The sequence below is a fragment of the Pseudomonas sp. A6 genome (assembly GCF_052367875.1).
GTDB classification, from domain to species: Bacteria; Pseudomonadota; Gammaproteobacteria; order Pseudomonadales; family Pseudomonadaceae; genus Pseudomonas; species Pseudomonas citronellolis.
On sequence record NZ_CP198970.1, the window covers coordinates 6,836,381 to 6,849,573 of the forward strand.

The 13,193-nt window shown below is 64.8% G+C and carries 18 protein-coding genes and 1 tRNA gene; 16 read left to right on the forward strand and 3 right to left on the reverse strand.

Translation table 11 applies throughout. The features are described 5' to 3' along the window. Positions 1 to 66: 66 nt before the first annotated feature. From hisA to hisB, 3 genes are all read right to left on the reverse strand, one after another. Complete coding sequence (hisA, locus tag ACTWJ5_RS30015) at positions 67 to 810, reverse strand: 1-(5-phosphoribosyl)-5-[(5-phosphoribosylamino)methylideneamino]imidazole-4-carboxamide isomerase (protein WP_116425085.1); 744 nt, start codon at positions 808 to 810, stop codon at positions 67 to 69. A gap of 116 nt (positions 811 to 926) precedes the next feature. Continuing rightward, entirely contained in the window at positions 927 to 1,565 is a 639-nt protein-coding gene (gene hisH, locus ACTWJ5_RS30020) for an imidazole glycerol phosphate synthase subunit HisH (protein WP_074980117.1), read from the reverse strand. Continuing rightward, positions 1,565 to 2,158, reverse strand: coding sequence for an imidazoleglycerol-phosphate dehydratase HisB (gene hisB, locus ACTWJ5_RS30025; RefSeq protein ID WP_043256084.1), 594 nt, complete (start codon positions 2,156 to 2,158; stop codon positions 1,565 to 1,567). Before hisB ends, hisH begins: the two co-directional genes overlap by 1 nt. A gap of 151 nt (positions 2,159 to 2,309) precedes the next feature. On the opposite strand from hisB, the gene ACTWJ5_RS30030 reads away from it, so the two are divergent. The 16 genes from ACTWJ5_RS30030 to ACTWJ5_RS30105 all read left to right on the forward strand — a co-directional run bounded on the left by ACTWJ5_RS30030 (position 2,310) and on the right by ACTWJ5_RS30105 (position 13,118). Continuing rightward, entirely contained in the window at positions 2,310 to 2,708 is a 399-nt protein-coding gene (locus ACTWJ5_RS30030) for an acetyl-CoA sensor PanZ family protein (RefSeq protein WP_444437098.1), read from the forward strand. 44 nt (positions 2,709 to 2,752) lie between these two features. Beyond that, a complete protein-coding gene (locus ACTWJ5_RS30035) occupies positions 2,753 to 2,989 on the forward strand; it encodes a Pathogenicity locus (RefSeq protein WP_074980122.1) in 237 nt (78 codons plus the stop codon). Next, positions 2,986 to 4,086 (forward strand): NAD(P)/FAD-dependent oxidoreductase, encoded by a 1,101-nt coding sequence (locus ACTWJ5_RS30040; protein WP_444437099.1) that lies wholly within the window; start codon positions 2,986 to 2,988, stop codon positions 4,084 to 4,086. The genes ACTWJ5_RS30035 and ACTWJ5_RS30040 overlap by 4 nt, the downstream gene beginning before the upstream one ends. A gap of 62 nt (positions 4,087 to 4,148) precedes the next feature. Further along, positions 4,149 to 6,386, forward strand: a complete 2,238-nt coding sequence (locus tag ACTWJ5_RS30045; protein ID WP_444437100.1) for an AsmA family protein — start codon at positions 4,149 to 4,151, stop codon at positions 6,384 to 6,386. Continuing rightward, positions 6,383 to 7,450 carry an A/G-specific adenine glycosylase gene (gene mutY / locus ACTWJ5_RS30050; RefSeq protein ID WP_074980130.1) on the forward strand — a complete coding sequence of 356 codons (1,068 nt, stop codon included), beginning with the start codon at positions 6,383 to 6,385 and terminating at the stop codon, positions 7,448 to 7,450. Before ACTWJ5_RS30045 ends, mutY begins: the two co-directional genes overlap by 4 nt. Continuing rightward, positions 7,447 to 7,719 carry an oxidative damage protection protein gene (locus ACTWJ5_RS30055; protein WP_074980133.1) on the forward strand — a complete coding sequence of 91 codons (273 nt, stop codon included), beginning with the start codon at positions 7,447 to 7,449 and terminating at the stop codon, positions 7,717 to 7,719. Before mutY ends, ACTWJ5_RS30055 begins: the two co-directional genes overlap by 4 nt. A 77-nt stretch (positions 7,720 to 7,796) precedes the next feature. After that, positions 7,797 to 7,872 (forward strand) — tRNA-Phe (locus ACTWJ5_RS30060). A gap of 208 nt (positions 7,873 to 8,080) precedes the next feature. Beyond that, complete coding sequence (locus ACTWJ5_RS30065) at positions 8,081 to 9,289, forward strand: tyrosine-type recombinase/integrase (RefSeq protein ID WP_444437101.1); 1,209 nt, start codon at positions 8,081 to 8,083, stop codon at positions 9,287 to 9,289. Beyond that, positions 9,289 to 9,864, forward strand: a complete 576-nt coding sequence (locus tag ACTWJ5_RS30070; RefSeq protein ID WP_444437102.1) for a hypothetical protein — start codon at positions 9,289 to 9,291, stop codon at positions 9,862 to 9,864. Before ACTWJ5_RS30065 ends, ACTWJ5_RS30070 begins: the two co-directional genes overlap by 1 nt. Before the next feature lie 174 nt (positions 9,865 to 10,038). After that, entirely contained in the window at positions 10,039 to 10,197 is a 159-nt protein-coding gene (locus ACTWJ5_RS30075; protein WP_444437103.1) for a helix-turn-helix transcriptional regulator, read from the forward strand. Positions 10,198 to 10,289: 92 nt separating this feature from the next. Then, complete coding sequence (locus ACTWJ5_RS30080) at positions 10,290 to 10,544, forward strand: hypothetical protein (protein ID WP_444437104.1); 255 nt, start codon at positions 10,290 to 10,292, stop codon at positions 10,542 to 10,544. 272 nt (positions 10,545 to 10,816) lie between these two features. Continuing rightward, a complete protein-coding gene (locus tag ACTWJ5_RS30085; RefSeq protein WP_444437105.1) occupies positions 10,817 to 11,065 on the forward strand; it encodes a hypothetical protein in 249 nt (82 codons plus the stop codon). After that, positions 11,058 to 11,279 carry a hypothetical protein gene (locus ACTWJ5_RS30090; RefSeq protein WP_407733089.1) on the forward strand — a complete coding sequence of 74 codons (222 nt, stop codon included), beginning with the start codon at positions 11,058 to 11,060 and terminating at the stop codon, positions 11,277 to 11,279. Before ACTWJ5_RS30085 ends, ACTWJ5_RS30090 begins: the two co-directional genes overlap by 8 nt. Then, on the forward strand, positions 11,276 to 11,656 hold the full coding sequence (locus ACTWJ5_RS30095; RefSeq protein ID WP_444437106.1) for a hypothetical protein: 381 nt from the start codon (positions 11,276 to 11,278) through the stop codon (positions 11,654 to 11,656). The genes ACTWJ5_RS30090 and ACTWJ5_RS30095 overlap by 4 nt, the downstream gene beginning before the upstream one ends. Further along, positions 11,656 to 12,126, forward strand: a complete 471-nt coding sequence (locus ACTWJ5_RS30100; protein ID WP_444437107.1) for a hypothetical protein — start codon at positions 11,656 to 11,658, stop codon at positions 12,124 to 12,126. Before ACTWJ5_RS30095 ends, ACTWJ5_RS30100 begins: the two co-directional genes overlap by 1 nt. A gap of 719 nt (positions 12,127 to 12,845) precedes the next feature. Further along, entirely contained in the window at positions 12,846 to 13,118 is a 273-nt protein-coding gene (locus tag ACTWJ5_RS30105; RefSeq protein WP_444437108.1) for a hypothetical protein, read from the forward strand. The last annotated feature ends 75 nt before the right edge of the window (positions 13,119 to 13,193 follow it).

Genomic DNA, 13,193 nt, shown 5'->3' on the forward strand with positions numbered 1-13,193 from the left:
GGCTGAAGGCTGGAGGCTGAACGAAAAAGCGACTCGGTCACGTCCAGCCTTCAGCCTCCAGCGCTTTTATTCGTCTTTTGCCTGCCGATCGCACAGCGCCTGGGCCTCGGCGACATCGAGGGTACCCTCGTAGATCGCCCGGCCGGTGATGGCGCCGATGATGCCCGGGGTGCGCGCGTCCAGCAGCTTCTGGATGTCGCCCAGGTTGTGGATGCCGCCGGAGGCGATCACCGGGATGCGCGTGGCGTTGGCCAGGGCAGCGGTGGCTTCGACGTTGCAGCCCTGCATCATGCCGTCCTTGGAGATGTCGGTGTAGACGATGGCGGAGACGCCGTCGGCCTCGAAGCGCTTGGCCAGGTCGATCACCTGCACTTCGCTGACCTCGGCCCAGCCGTCGGTGGCGACGAAGCCGTCCTTCGCGTCCAGGCCGACGATCACCTTGCCGGGGAAGGCGCGGCAGGCTTCGCCGACGAATTCCGGCTGCTTCACCGCCTTGGTGCCGATGATCACGTAGCTGACGCCGGCGCGCACGTAGTGCTCGATGGTCTCCAGCGAGCGGATGCCGCCGCCGATCTGGATCGGCAGGTTCGGGTAGCGCCTGGCGATGGCGGTGACCACCTCGCCGTTCACCGGCTTGCCTTCGAAGGCGCCGTTGAGGTCCACCAGGTGCAGGCGGCGGCAGCCACCGTCCACCCATTTGGCGGCCATGGCCACCGGGTCGTCGGAGAAGACGGTGGCGTCTTCCATCAGGCCCTGGCGCAGGCGCACGCAGGCGCCGTCCTTCAGATCGATTGCGGGGATGATCAACATTCGGATGCTTCCTGAAAGATCGACAAAATAATTTCGCTGAAGGCTAGAGGCTGGACGAAAAAGCGCCTCGCACATCGTTCAACCTTCGGCTTCCAGCCTCGCGCGCAGCGCCGTCTTCACCAGCGGCCGTCCCAGGCGGCGAAGTTCTGCAGCAGCTGCAGGCCGTGGGTGTGGCTCTTCTCCGGGTGGAACTGCACGGCGAAGCGCGGGCCCTCGGCCAGCGCGGCGGCGAAGTCGCGGCCATAGTGGCCGCGGCCGGCGACCTGGCGCGGGTTGCCCGCCTCGATGTAGTAACTGTGCACGAAGTAGAAGCGCGCTTCGTCGGGGATCTCGTGCCACAGCGGGTGGTCGAGACTCTGTTTGACCTGGTTCCAGCCCATGTGCGGCACCTTCAGGTGCTCGCCGTCCTCGTACAGGTCCTTGCCGAAGAAGCGCACCTGGCCGGGGAACAGGCCGATGCAGTCGACGCCGCCGTTCTCCTCGCTGTGTTCCAGCAGCGCCTGCATGCCGACGCAGATGCCGAGGAAGGGGCGGTCCTGGCTGACTTCACGCACCAGTTCGTCGAAGCCCAGGCGCCTGATCTCGGCCATGCAGTCGCGGATGGCGCCCACGCCGGGGAACACCACGCGGTCGGCCTCGCGGATCACCGCGGCGTCGCTGGTCACCAGCACGCGGCCGGCGCCCACGCGCTCCAGCGCCTTGGACACCGAGTGCAGGTTGCCCATGCCGTAGTCGATGACGGCGACCGTCTGCATTACAGGCACCCCTTGGTCGACGGCATCTGCCCGGCCATGCGCTCGTCCAGCTCGATGGCCATGCGCAGGGCGCGGCCGAAGGCCTTGAACACCGTCTCGATCTGGTGGTGGGTGTTGTGCCCGCGCAGGTTGTCGATGTGCAGGGTCACCTGGGCGTGGTTGACGAAGCCCTGGAAGAACTCCATGAACAGGTCGACGTCGAAGCCGCCGACGCTGGCGCGGGTGAAGGGCACGTGCATCTGCAGGCCGGGGCGGCCGGAGAAGTCGATCACCACGCGCGACAGCGCCTCGTCCAGCGGCACGTAGGCATGGCCGTAGCGGCGGATGCCCTTCTTGTCGCCGATAGCCTTGGCGAAGGCCTGGCCGAGGGTGATGCCGATGTCTTCGACGGTGTGGTGGTCGTCGATGTGCAGGTCGCCCTTGCACTCGATGTCCAGGTCGATCAGGCCATGGCGGGCGATCTGGTCCATCATGTGCTCGAGGAAGGGCACCCCGGTATCGAAGCGGGCCTTGCCCGTGCCATCCAGGTCGATGGACACCTTGATCTGGGTTTCCAGGGTGTCGCGCGCGACGGTTGCCTTGCGTTCGGCCATCACCAGCTCCACAGCTAACACTGCACTTAATTATAAGAGGGCCCGCATTATAGGCGCGGCGGGCCCCGCAGGGCTACGGGCGACGGTCGGCGGCGCTGGCCGCGGGGCGCCGCTTGTCCGTAAACTGCGCGTCCCCGCCGAGGATGCCGCCATGCCCGTGATCGTCGAACACCTTGCCCAGCCCTCCGCCCAGGACCGCCAGGACCTGGCCCGGCTCTACGCCGAGGCGCCGGCCTGGCTGCTCGCGCCCTTCGCCGACGGCGAGGCCCTGGTGGACGCCGCGCTGGCCGCGGGCACGCTGCTGACCGGGCGCTTCAACGACCGCCTGCTGGGCGCCGCCTGGCTGCAGCGCGACGCCGACGCCTGGCGCCTCTCGCGCCTGTGCGTGCGCCGCGTCACCCGCGGCCGCGGCGTGGCCCGCCGGCTGCTGGAGGAAACCCAGCGCCAGGCGCTGCTCGCCGGCTGCCCGCTGCGCCTGCAGGCCCCGGCCGGGCAGGCGGAAGCGGCCGCACTGGCCGAACACCTCGGCCTGGCCCTGGAGCCGGCCTGAGCCCTGCCAGCCTGGGACGCAGCGCATGATCACGAGGAGCACGCATGCCTTTCGAAGAACGTGAACGCGCGGCGCTGCTCGCGCTCAAGGGCGTCGGCCCGACGGTCCTGCAACGCCTGGAACAGATGGGCCTGGACAGCTTCGGCAAGCTGCGCGAAAGCGATGCGCAGAGCATTCTCAGCGCCGGCGCCGCGCTGACCGGCAGCAGTTGCTGGAAGAACAGCCCGCAGGCCCGCGCCGCCATCGCCGCAGTGCTGCACAGAGCCAGCGAGGACGCATGAACGACATCGACATCCTGGTCATAGGCGCCGGCGCGGTCGGCCTGGCCTGCGCCGCGCGCCTGGCCGCCGCTGGGCGCAGCGTGCTGATCGTCGAAGCCGAGCGGCTGATCGGCAGCCACACCTCCAGCCGCAACTCCGAGGTCATCCACGCCGGCCTCTACTACCCGCCCGGCTCGCTCAAGGCCGAGCTCTGCCTGGAAGGCCGCGAGCGCCTGTACGCCTGGTGCGCCAGCCACGACGTGGCGCACAGCCGCATCGGCAAGCTGCTGGTGGCCGTGGAAGACGCCGAACTGGGCAAGCTGGAAGCCCTCGCCGCCAATGCCGAAGCCAGCGGCGTACACGACCTGCAGCCGCTGGACACCACCCAGCTGCACGCGCTGGAGCCGGCGGTGCGCGGCGTGGCCGCCCTGCTCTCGCCGAGCACCGGGATCATCGACAGCCACGCCTACATGCTGTCGCTGCAGCACGCCGCGCAAATCCAGGGCGCGCAGCTGGTGCTGGACACCCGCATCGACAGCCTGCGTCGCGCCGCCGACGGCTGGATCGCCGAAGGCGTCAGCGTCGGCGAGCCGTTCAGCATCCAGGCCGAACAGGTGGTCAACGCCGGCGGCCTGTTCGCCCAGCAACTGGCCGCCCGCACCGAAGGCCTGGAAGGCGTGCCGCCGCTGCACCTGTGCCAGGGCCGCTACTTCACCTACGGCGGCCGCTCGCCGTTCAGCCACCTGATCTACCCGATGCCCGAGGCCAACACCGCCGGCCTGGGCGTGCACGCCACCCTCGACCTCGGCGGCCAGCTGCGCTTCGGCCCGGACGTGCGTTACCTGGAAACCATCGACTATCTGGTCGACGAAGCGCTGCGCGAGCCCTTCGCCCAGGCCATCCGCCGCTACTTCCCGGGCCTGGACGCCGAACGCCTGCAGGCCGGCTACGCCGGGATTCGTCCTAAACTGAGCGGCGCCGGGGAACCCGCCTCCGACTTCGTCATCCAAACCGCCGTGGACCACGGCCTGCCGGGCCTGGTCAACCTGTTCGGGATCGAGTCGCCGGGGCTCACCGCCAGCCTGGCCATCGCCGAACGCGTCGCCGCCGCCTGCTGAAGCGGGCGGGCGCATTGATATACTCCCGCCAATTCACCCGCCGCCAGAACAAGGACCCGTCCATGAAAGCGTTCGGCAAGATCCTGGGCATAGCCGTCCTCGCCCTGCTGCTACTGGTAGTCGCCGCCGGCTTCATCCTCACCCATTTCTTCGACCCCAACGACTACAAGGACGAGATCCGCCAGCTCGCCCGCGACAAGGCCAACCTGGAGCTGGACCTGCGCGGCGACATCGGCTGGAGCCTGTTCCCCTGGCTCGGCCTGGAACTGCACGACACCAGCGTGGCCAGCGTGCGCAGCCCGGACAAGCCGTTCGCCGACCTGCAGCTGCTCGGCCTGTCGGTGCGGGTGCTGCCGCTGCTGCGCCGCGAGGTGCAGATGAGCGACATCCGCGTGCAGGGCCTGACCCTCACGCTGAACCGCGACAAGGCCGGCAAGGGCAACTGGGAAGACATCGGCAAGCCGGCCCAGCCCACCGGCGCCACCCCTGCCACGCCAGTTGGCCAGGCCAGCGCACCCGCCGAAGCGCCCAAGGCGCCGGCCGAGAGCGCTTCCACGCCGATGAAGCTGGACATCGACAGCCTCAACGTCAGCGGCGCGCGCATCGACTACAGCGACGAGCAGAGCGGCAAGCAGTACACCGTCGAAGGCCTGGACCTGAACACCGGCGCCATCCGCGAAGGTAGCAGCATCCCCTTCAAGCTCAACGCCTACCTGGGCACCAACCAGCCGGTGACCCGCGCCAAGACCGAGCTGACCGGCAACCTGCGCTTCGACCGCGCGCTCAAGCGCTACCAGTTGGAAGACGCCAAGCTCTCCGGCGAACTGGCCGGCGACCAGTTGCAGGGCCGCACCGCGACCTTCTCCGCCCAGGGCCAGCTGCTGCTCGACCAGGCCGCACAGGTCGCCGAATGGAACGGTCTGAAACTGTCGATCAACCAGCTGCGCGCCCTCGGCGAGCTGAAGGCGCGCAACCTCGACAAGGAGCCGCAGTTCAACGGCGGCCTGTCCATCGCCCCGTTCAACCTGCGCGAATTCCTCGAAGGCCTCGGCCAGAAGCTGCCGGAGATGGCCGACGGCAACACCCTGACCAAGCTGGAACTGGCCGCGCGCCTGGACGGCAGCCGCAACGCCGTCAACCTCAGCGACATCCAACTCAAGCTCGACGACAGCAGCTTCAGCGGCAGCCTGGGCCTGGCCGACATCGCCAAACAGGCCGTGCGCGCCCAGCTCAGCGGCGACAAGCTGAACCTCGACCGCTACCTGCCGGCCAAGGCCGCCAAAGGCGCCGAGGCGGCCAGCGCCAGCCGCAAGGCGGAAGTCGACGCCACCGTCGCCAGCGCCACCGGCAAGGGCGACAGCCCGCTGCCCAACGCCCCCACCCAGCAGGCCTGGAGCGATGCGCCGCTGCTGCCGCTGGCCAAGCTGCGCACGCTGGACCTGGACCTCAACCTGAACCTCGGCCAGCTCACCCTCGACAAGCTGCCGATCGAGAACGCCGTGCTCAAGCTGCGCGGGCAGAACGGCCAGTTCAGCCTCGACGACATGCGCGGCGAACTCTACGACGGCCGCTTCAACGCCAAGGCCAGCCTCGACGTGCGCCAGGACGTGGCGCTGCTGGCGGCGCAGAAGCACATCGAAGGCGTGCCGGTGGAAAAACTCCTCCAGGCCCAGGGCCACAAGCCGCCGGTCACCGGCCTGCTGAACCTGGACGCGGACATCACCACCCAGGGCAACAGCCAGAAGGCCTGGATCGACAACCTCAACGGCAAGGCCAACTTCAAGCTGAGCAAGGGCGTGCTGCTCAACGCCAACCTGGAAGAGCAGCTGTGCCGCGGCATCGCCACCCTCAACCGGAAGAGCCTGAGCGCCGAGCACGGCGGCAAGGACACGCCCTTCCGCGAGCTCAACGGCAGCCTGACCTTCCACAACGGCGTGGCCAGCAACCCCGACCTGCGCGTCGCGGTGCCCGGCCTGACGGTGAAGGGCGACGGCGACCTGGACCTGCGCGTGCTGGGCATGGACTACCGCGTCGGCGTGATCATCGAAGGCGACAAGAGCGACATGCCCGACCCGGCCTGCGAGGTGAACAAGCGCTACGTCGGCATCGAATGGCCGCTGCGCTGCCGCGGCCCGCTGGAACTGGGCGCCAAGGCCTGCCGCCTGGACCAGGACGGCATCGGCAAGATCGCCGGGCAACTGGCCGGCCAGCGCCTGAACGAGAAACTCGAAGAGAAATTCGGCGACAAGGTCAGCCCCGACCTGAAGGACGCCCTGAAGAACCTGCTGAAGAAGAAATGACCCCCGAACGCTTCAATACCGCGGTCCTCGACTGGTACGACCGCCACGGCCGCCATGACCTGCCCTGGCAGCGCGACATCAACCCCTACCGGGTGTGGGTGTCGGAAATCATGCTGCAGCAGACCCAGGTGAGCACCGTGCTGGGCTACTTCGACCGCTTCATGGCGGCGCTGCCCACGGTCGCCGACCTGGCCGCCGCGCCCGAGGACGAAGTCCTGCACCTGTGGACCGGGCTGGGCTACTACACCCGCGCGCGCAACCTGCAGAAGACCGCGAAGCTGGTGATGGAGCGCCACGCCGGCGAGTTCCCCCGCGACGTCGAGCAGCTCACCGAGCTGCCCGGCATCGGCCGCTCCACCGCCGGGGCCATCGCCAGCATCTCCATGGGCCTGCGCGCGCCCATCCTCGACGGCAACGTCAAGCGCGTGCTGGCCCGCTACCTGGCCTGCGACGGCTACCCGGGCGAACCCAGGGTGGCGAAGCAGCTGTGGGAAGCGGCGGAACGCTTCACCCCGCACGCGCGGGTCAACCACTACACCCAGGCGATGATGGACCTGGGCGCCACCCTCTGCACCCGCAGCAAGCCCAGCTGCCTGCTGTGCCCACTGAGCGAGGGCTGCCGCGCCCACCTGCTCGGCCGCGAAAGCGCCTACCCGGTGCCCAAGCCACGCAAGGAGCTGCCGCAGCGGCGCACGCTGATGCCGATCCTGGCCAACCGCGAAGGCGCCATCCTGCTCTACCGCCGCCCGTCCACCGGCCTGTGGGGCGGCCTGTGGAGCTTCCCGGAACTGGACGACCTCGCCCAGCTCGACCCGCTCGCCGCGCAGCACGCCCTGCGCCTGGGGCAGCGCCACGAACTGCCCGGCCTGACCCATACCTTCAGCCACTTCCAGCTGGCCATCGAGCCCTGGCTGGTGCGCGTGGAAGACGCAGCCGGCGGCGTGGCCGAGGGCGACTGGCTCTGGTATAACCTGGCCACCCCGCCGCGGCTCGGTCTCGCGGCCCCGGTCAAGAAGCTGCTCAAGCGGGCAGCCGACGCGTTGAATGCAGGAGAGATGACATGAGCCGAATGGTGATGTGCCGCAAGTACAAAGAAGAGCTGCCCGGCCTCGATCGCCCGCCCTACCCCGGCGCCAAGGGCCAGGACATCTACGAGCACGTGTCGAGGCAGGCCTGGGACGAGTGGCAGAAGCACCAGACCATGTTGATCAACGAGCGCCGGCTGAACATGATGAACGCCGAAGACCGCAAGTTCCTCCAGGGCGAGATGGACAAGTTCCTCTCCGGCGAGGAATACGCCCAGGCCGACGGCTACGTCCCGCCGAGCGCGTAAGCTCCGGTATTAACTGAAAATTTTTTCGCGGCACGCTTGACACCCTTTCGGAAAACCCTTTTAATGCGCGCCACGTTGCCCAGGTAGCTCAGTTGGTAGAGCAGGGGATTGAAAATCCCCGTGTCGGCGGTTCGATTCCGTCCCTGGGCACCACATACCGGTCCCGAGAGTTCTCCAGCAGTCTCGGAACCCCAAGAAAACCGGCCTCTGAGCCGGTTTTTTTGTTTCCAGCATTCCCCAGCGTTCCGTTGCAAGCTCCAATCTTTGTGAGTAGATTCGTGAGTAGACGCAGTTCGGTCATGAATTTCTACTCACACCCGGATGCCTATCCAGCGCCCGGCGTGGCTTTCCGGGGATATCCGTGCCTCTCACCGACTCCGCAGCCCGTACCGCCAAGCCCCGCGAGAAGCTCTATCGCCTCTCCGACACCCTTGGCCTGAGCCTCGAAATCCCTCCCACCGGCAGCAAGCTCTGGCGCTTCCGCTATCGCTTCGCCGGTAAGCCTAAGATGATCAGCCTGGGTTCCTACCCGGCCGTCACGCTCGCCAAGGCCCGAGAATTGCGCGACGTTGCACGATCACAGGTTGCCGCTGGGGTAGATCCGTCCAAGCACAAACAGGCCGAGAAACGCGCCAGAGAGGCCGAGGCGTACACCTTCGAGAAACTGGCCAACGAGTGGTACGCCTACAGCGCCCCTCGATGGGCGCACGCCACCGCCTACAAGGCGCGCCTGTATCTGGACAACGACATCATCCCTGGCATCGGCAAGCGTCCGGTGGCCGAGATCACCCGGCCCGATCTGGTGGACCTGGTACGCAAGGTCGAAGCCCGCGGAACCCTGAACGCCGCCGGCAAGATCCGGCAGTGGCTCAACCAGATATTCCGCTTCGGCCTGGCCAAGGGGGTGGCCACCTCCAACCCGGCCACCGACCTCGACGTGGTGGCTGCGCACGCACCCCAGGTGAAGCACCACCCTCACGTCCCGCTGTCGGAGCTCCCCGAACTGCTGGAGAGGCTGGCCGGGGCCAGGTGCGACCAGCCCACCAAGATAGCCATTCGCCTGCTGGTGCTGACCGGCGTGCGCCCTGGCGAGCTGCGCCAGGCACCTTGGAATGAGTTCGATCTGGACACCGCCACCTGGACCATCCCAGCGGCCAGGATGAAGGCCAGGCGCCCGCACATCGTCCCGCTACCCACCCAGGCCGTGGACCTGCTGCGCGACCTGCAGAAGATCACCGGCCGGTATGACCTCGCCTTTGCCGGCAAGGCAAACCCCGGTCGCCCGCTGAGCGAGAACACCATCAACAAGGCGCTGCGAAACCTCGGCTACGAGGGCCGTCAGACTGGCCACGGCTTCCGCCACCTACTCAGCACCGAACTGAACAGCCGCGGCTACAACCGCGATTGGATCGAACGACAGTTGGCCCACGGCGACAAGGACGAGATCCGCGACACCTACAACCATGCCAGCTACCTGGAGCAGCGCCGGGGAATGATGCAAGCCTGGGCGGATGAGATCGATGCGCTATGTTCCGGAGCAAACATCCAGGCAATCAGGAGGGCATCTTGATGGACGAACGGTTCACGCCAACTCACCGCAAGTTCGGCGAGCCAATGGATAAATTTATTGACGAACTTGGGGATATTGATAAAGAAGCTGGACTTAGCTATCAGCAACTTCAGCGCATGACGGAAATCTGTCTATTCATAAGTTCAAATGATGATTACGGAAAGGATCTGATTGTTACTAGCTTCGAAGCATTCAAAGAACTGGCCGACAAGTTTCCAGATGCTGCGAAGGGAATGCACGACGCCATAGAGAACCTTATTCTTGCCCTGTGCTATCACAGCAATCAAATTGCAAGCTCGGCGATAGAAAAGGAGGTTGCCACTGTTGGCGCTCTGGCGAAGAGGAATGAATCAAAGCAGCAAGTGATTGCTAGAGCTAGAGCAATTGCGAAACAAGATTGGGATGCTGACTCCGCCAAAGCAATCAGAATTACTGAGATGGCGCATGCGGTAAAGAGGCGCTTGGTCGACGATGGATTTGATGACTTGCCGGACGATATTGAGCGAATCAAATCCTGGATAAGGCCTGTAGCCCCCGATTACGCTAAGCAGGGCGGACGAAGAAAGAACCCCTAAAGACGTTACGTTTAACCCATTAAGTGCTACGGATAAGGGGTTATCCGTAGCGTCTGGGGAATTTTTATTAATACCCGTCTCTAGAAAGATTCAGCCATCTTCAACACGCCAATGGAGGCGAAGATGGCTACGCAAGTATCCCCCCGCTTTATCCGCCGAAAAGAGGTTGAGGCAATGACCAGCCTCTGCCGCGCGGAGATCTACAAGCGCATCAAGCTGGGCACCTTCCCTGCCCAAATCAAACTATCCGAAGGTCACGCCGCCTGGATCGAGTCCGAGGTGGTTTCCTGGTGCGAACAGCGCATCGCTGAAGCTCGCGGGGTGGCCGCCTAATGGACAAAAAAAAGGCCGACCAACAGGCCAGCCCTCAAAATTCGCAACGTAATACTATCACAGTCGCCAACGCTCCCACCAAGCTGAGCCGCGTGCTCGCCTTCCTGGTGGCCGGCGGCTCCCTCAATCGCTTCGAGGCCGAGCGCATCGGCGACCACTGCCTCAACTCCACCATCAGCGCCCTGGCCCACAACTGGGGCATCGAGTTCCAGCGCCAGCCTGAGCGCGTGCCCACCCGCTGGGGCAAGGACTGCGACGTCATCCGCTACAGCATCCCCGCATCCCAGCTCAAGCGTGCCCAGCGTGCGCTGGCGATGATGGCCAACGATCGGAGGCGCGCAGCATGACTCTTGCGCTCAGCCCTTCCGCCCGTTATCGTGAGGTCGTCACGGTAAATCCCGTGACCGACCTTGGCCGGTCGAGTATTGGAGACGCACAAGCGTCCTTTGCACTCCTGCAGGCGCTTTTTTTGTGCCCGCAGATTCGTGTTATGGCGGCTGTGCGTGGGACACCTTCGGGTGTGCCGGGATGCTCCAACCCGGTCGGCCAACCTGCGCACAGCTGCCTCCCCAACTCGCTTGGCCGCGAGCGGTGGCAGCTCCACATTGGAGCTTCGCCCATGATCACCCGCAATCCGTCTAAAGTACGCGCCGCCGCCCACCGGGCAATGGCCCTTGCCGCCCTCCGCAGCAATTCCTCCCTCGCTGTTCGACTCAACCGCTACAACCACCACCGCGCTATCCAGCGCGCCCTTGAAGCCCAGCCCAACGCCTGCGACTGGCTGGAGAACCTGGAAGGGGATGCCTGGGCAGATGCCTGCGAAGAGATTGCCGCCGCTCTGGAAGCTCAGGAGGTGAGCCATGCGTAACCTCCCCGCGAAAGCCGAAGCGAAACACGTCGCGGATGACCAGCGCAGCGCGGTAGTCCAGAACCTTCTCAGGTATGCCGATGAGCTGGAACACATCCTGCGCTACCAGGCCGAGCCTGCCTTGCGCGCCATCGATCGCGACCTGGCCGCCCGCATTTGCAGCCTTCGCCAAGAGATCAAGCTGTGCGGCATCGTGCTGGGAGGTGGGAAATGACCGCCCCAATCACCAAGCTGCCCCGGTGCAAGACCCTACGCAAGTTCCATGAACTGAGCTTTGTATCCACCTACGAGGATGGCCCTTACAAGCGCTTCAATTTTTGGAGCCCCGCCCGCACTGAGCCCAAAGTCGATCAATGGAACATCGATTTCGCACATGGCCTTACCCTGGTTCGTGAGCTGCAAATGCTGCAGAAGGGCAATGAGCATGAAGCCTTTCTTGTCATTAGGAGCGCTTTCAGCTCTCCGACCTGGAAGGTTTGCGGACACGGCGTTGAGGACGGCTTTGCTAATGGCATCGCCGCATTAGCGATTGTTGGGATGCGCGCCTTGCGTGATGGAGCGCAGCCATTTGACCCGGACGAGTTCGACTGATGGCTCGCTCTCTCGCCAGGTCGAAAGGCCGCCGGGAGTCTGGAAACTTCGCTGCCCTGCCCCACGTTGTGATGGACAGCGAAGATTTCCGGTCTCTTTCGGGTGGAGCGCTCAAGGTACTGCTGGGCTTGCTCCGGCAGTACCGCGGCGCGAACAACGGCGATCTCAGCGCATCGTTCACTCAGGCCAAGCAGTGGGGCATGAACAGCCGCACCACCCTCGCCAAGGCCCTGGAAGAGCTCCAGGAGCGCGATCTGATCGTGCGCACCCGGGAAGGCAGGTTCATCAAGCCTGGTGGCTGCTGCGCGCTGTACGCGATCACCTGGCGTCCTATCGATCCGTGCGAAGGAAAGATCGAGGTGTCGCCGACCACCACCCCGCCGCGGAAATTCAGCCTCGAAAGAGCAAAAAACCCAGTCCAGAAAATGGACGCACTGCGTCCAGAAAATGGACTCATGGAGGCCTGCTGATCCATGAAAAACACGCTCATCGGTCCAGAAACTGGACGCATGGAGGGGTTTCACTTAGTCCAGTTTCTGGACTCCTTCTTAGATATACCAGGGCGTAGCCCTGGCCATCTCCAATCTACTGCCCTTGGAAAGGGCTCCAAAGAGGGCTCAGAAGTGCGCGCGGCCATCACGGTGCGCAAATTTGGGCGCCAATTCTGCTGGCTGGAAGAGTTAGCAAACGCCAGATCTGGTGTTAGCCCAATGGTGGCGTTTGAAACGCGGGCAGTGAAGCGTCCACAGGGAGCGGCCCAGTGTGGCGATTTGGTCTCAGTGAGGCGTTTTCGCCACAGTGGGGTTGCTCCGTTTCAAACGGCGAAACCTGTCTCCGAGACAGACCAACCTGTCCGACTCGGATCTGAAATCCGAAAGGGCCATCGGCATTTGAAATGCGGAAGGGCCAATTGCCGTTTCAAACGGAACTTGGAACCCAGTGCTAACCGGCTGGGTTTCTCCTGGGTTTCCGCCCCGGATTGGAAAGTGGGCAGATCCTCCCCTTTTCCTAAAGGTCGGAATCCCGGCTTTACCAGCACGAAACGTGTACGCCTGGTGACGATGGCTGATACCGGAAAATCCGGCGTCAAAAGTGACCCCACCTCACCTTTAAATCCCTCTGATCAGAGGGATTTAAATCCCCGGGATTCCGGGTATCTACCATGGCTGTTCAATGGGAGGGCTTGCTGATGACTTGCAACTGCCCAACCTGCGGCCAGCCGCTGCCTGCTGATCCTGTGGATGAACAGGCCGAGGCCATTCGCGCGTGGTGTGGTGACAACCGGGTGGCGATCCTGCTGGGCGACTGCCTTCGTCGCACGGACGTGGCTGCGTACATGGGCCTCAAGGGGAAGACCCTCGCCAATTGGAAAGGCTCTGATGGGCTCCAGCCTTCCCGGTACCTGAACGGCCGCCCCTACTACGAAATCATGGACATCGCGGCGTACATCACTTCCCGTTAGTTCCCGAACCATCCCGAACCTACCTCGTTCATCCGGTCCATGGAGCGGACCATATCTCCAGAGTCAAATCACCTG

Coding starts and splice junctions, on each gene's coding strand:
- ACTWJ5_RS30040 (WP_444437099.1), top strand. CDS start 2,986: ATGAACGACATCGACATCCTGGTCATAGGCGCCGGCGCGGTCGGCCTG.
- ACTWJ5_RS30095 (WP_444437106.1), top strand. CDS start 11,276: ATGACCGCCCCAATCACCAAGCTGCCCCGGTGCAAGACCCTACGCAAG.
- ACTWJ5_RS30105 (WP_444437108.1), top strand. CDS start 12,846: ATGACTTGCAACTGCCCAACCTGCGGCCAGCCGCTGCCTGCTGATCCT.
- ACTWJ5_RS30090 (WP_407733089.1), top strand. CDS start 11,058: ATGCGTAACCTCCCCGCGAAAGCCGAAGCGAAACACGTCGCGGATGAC.
- hisB (WP_043256084.1), bottom strand. CDS start 2,158: ATGGCCGAACGCAAGGCAACCGTCGCGCGCGACACCCTGGAAACCCAG.
- ACTWJ5_RS30045 (WP_444437100.1), top strand. CDS start 4,149: ATGAAAGCGTTCGGCAAGATCCTGGGCATAGCCGTCCTCGCCCTGCTG.
- ACTWJ5_RS30030 (WP_444437098.1), top strand. CDS start 2,310: ATGCCCGTGATCGTCGAACACCTTGCCCAGCCCTCCGCCCAGGACCGC.
- ACTWJ5_RS30055 (WP_074980133.1), top strand. CDS start 7,447: ATGAGCCGAATGGTGATGTGCCGCAAGTACAAAGAAGAGCTGCCCGGC.
- ACTWJ5_RS30075 (WP_444437103.1), top strand. CDS start 10,039: ATGACCAGCCTCTGCCGCGCGGAGATCTACAAGCGCATCAAGCTGGGC.
- mutY (WP_074980130.1), top strand. CDS start 6,383: ATGACCCCCGAACGCTTCAATACCGCGGTCCTCGACTGGTACGACCGC.
- ACTWJ5_RS30100 (WP_444437107.1), top strand. CDS start 11,656: ATGGCTCGCTCTCTCGCCAGGTCGAAAGGCCGCCGGGAGTCTGGAAAC.
- ACTWJ5_RS30085 (WP_444437105.1), top strand. CDS start 10,817: ATGATCACCCGCAATCCGTCTAAAGTACGCGCCGCCGCCCACCGGGCA.
- ACTWJ5_RS30035 (WP_074980122.1), top strand. CDS start 2,753: ATGCCTTTCGAAGAACGTGAACGCGCGGCGCTGCTCGCGCTCAAGGGC.
- ACTWJ5_RS30070 (WP_444437102.1), top strand. CDS start 9,289: ATGGACGAACGGTTCACGCCAACTCACCGCAAGTTCGGCGAGCCAATG.
- hisH (WP_074980117.1), bottom strand. CDS start 1,565: ATGCAGACGGTCGCCGTCATCGACTACGGCATGGGCAACCTGCACTCG.
- hisA (WP_116425085.1), bottom strand. CDS start 810: ATGTTGATCATCCCCGCAATCGATCTGAAGGACGGCGCCTGCGTGCGC.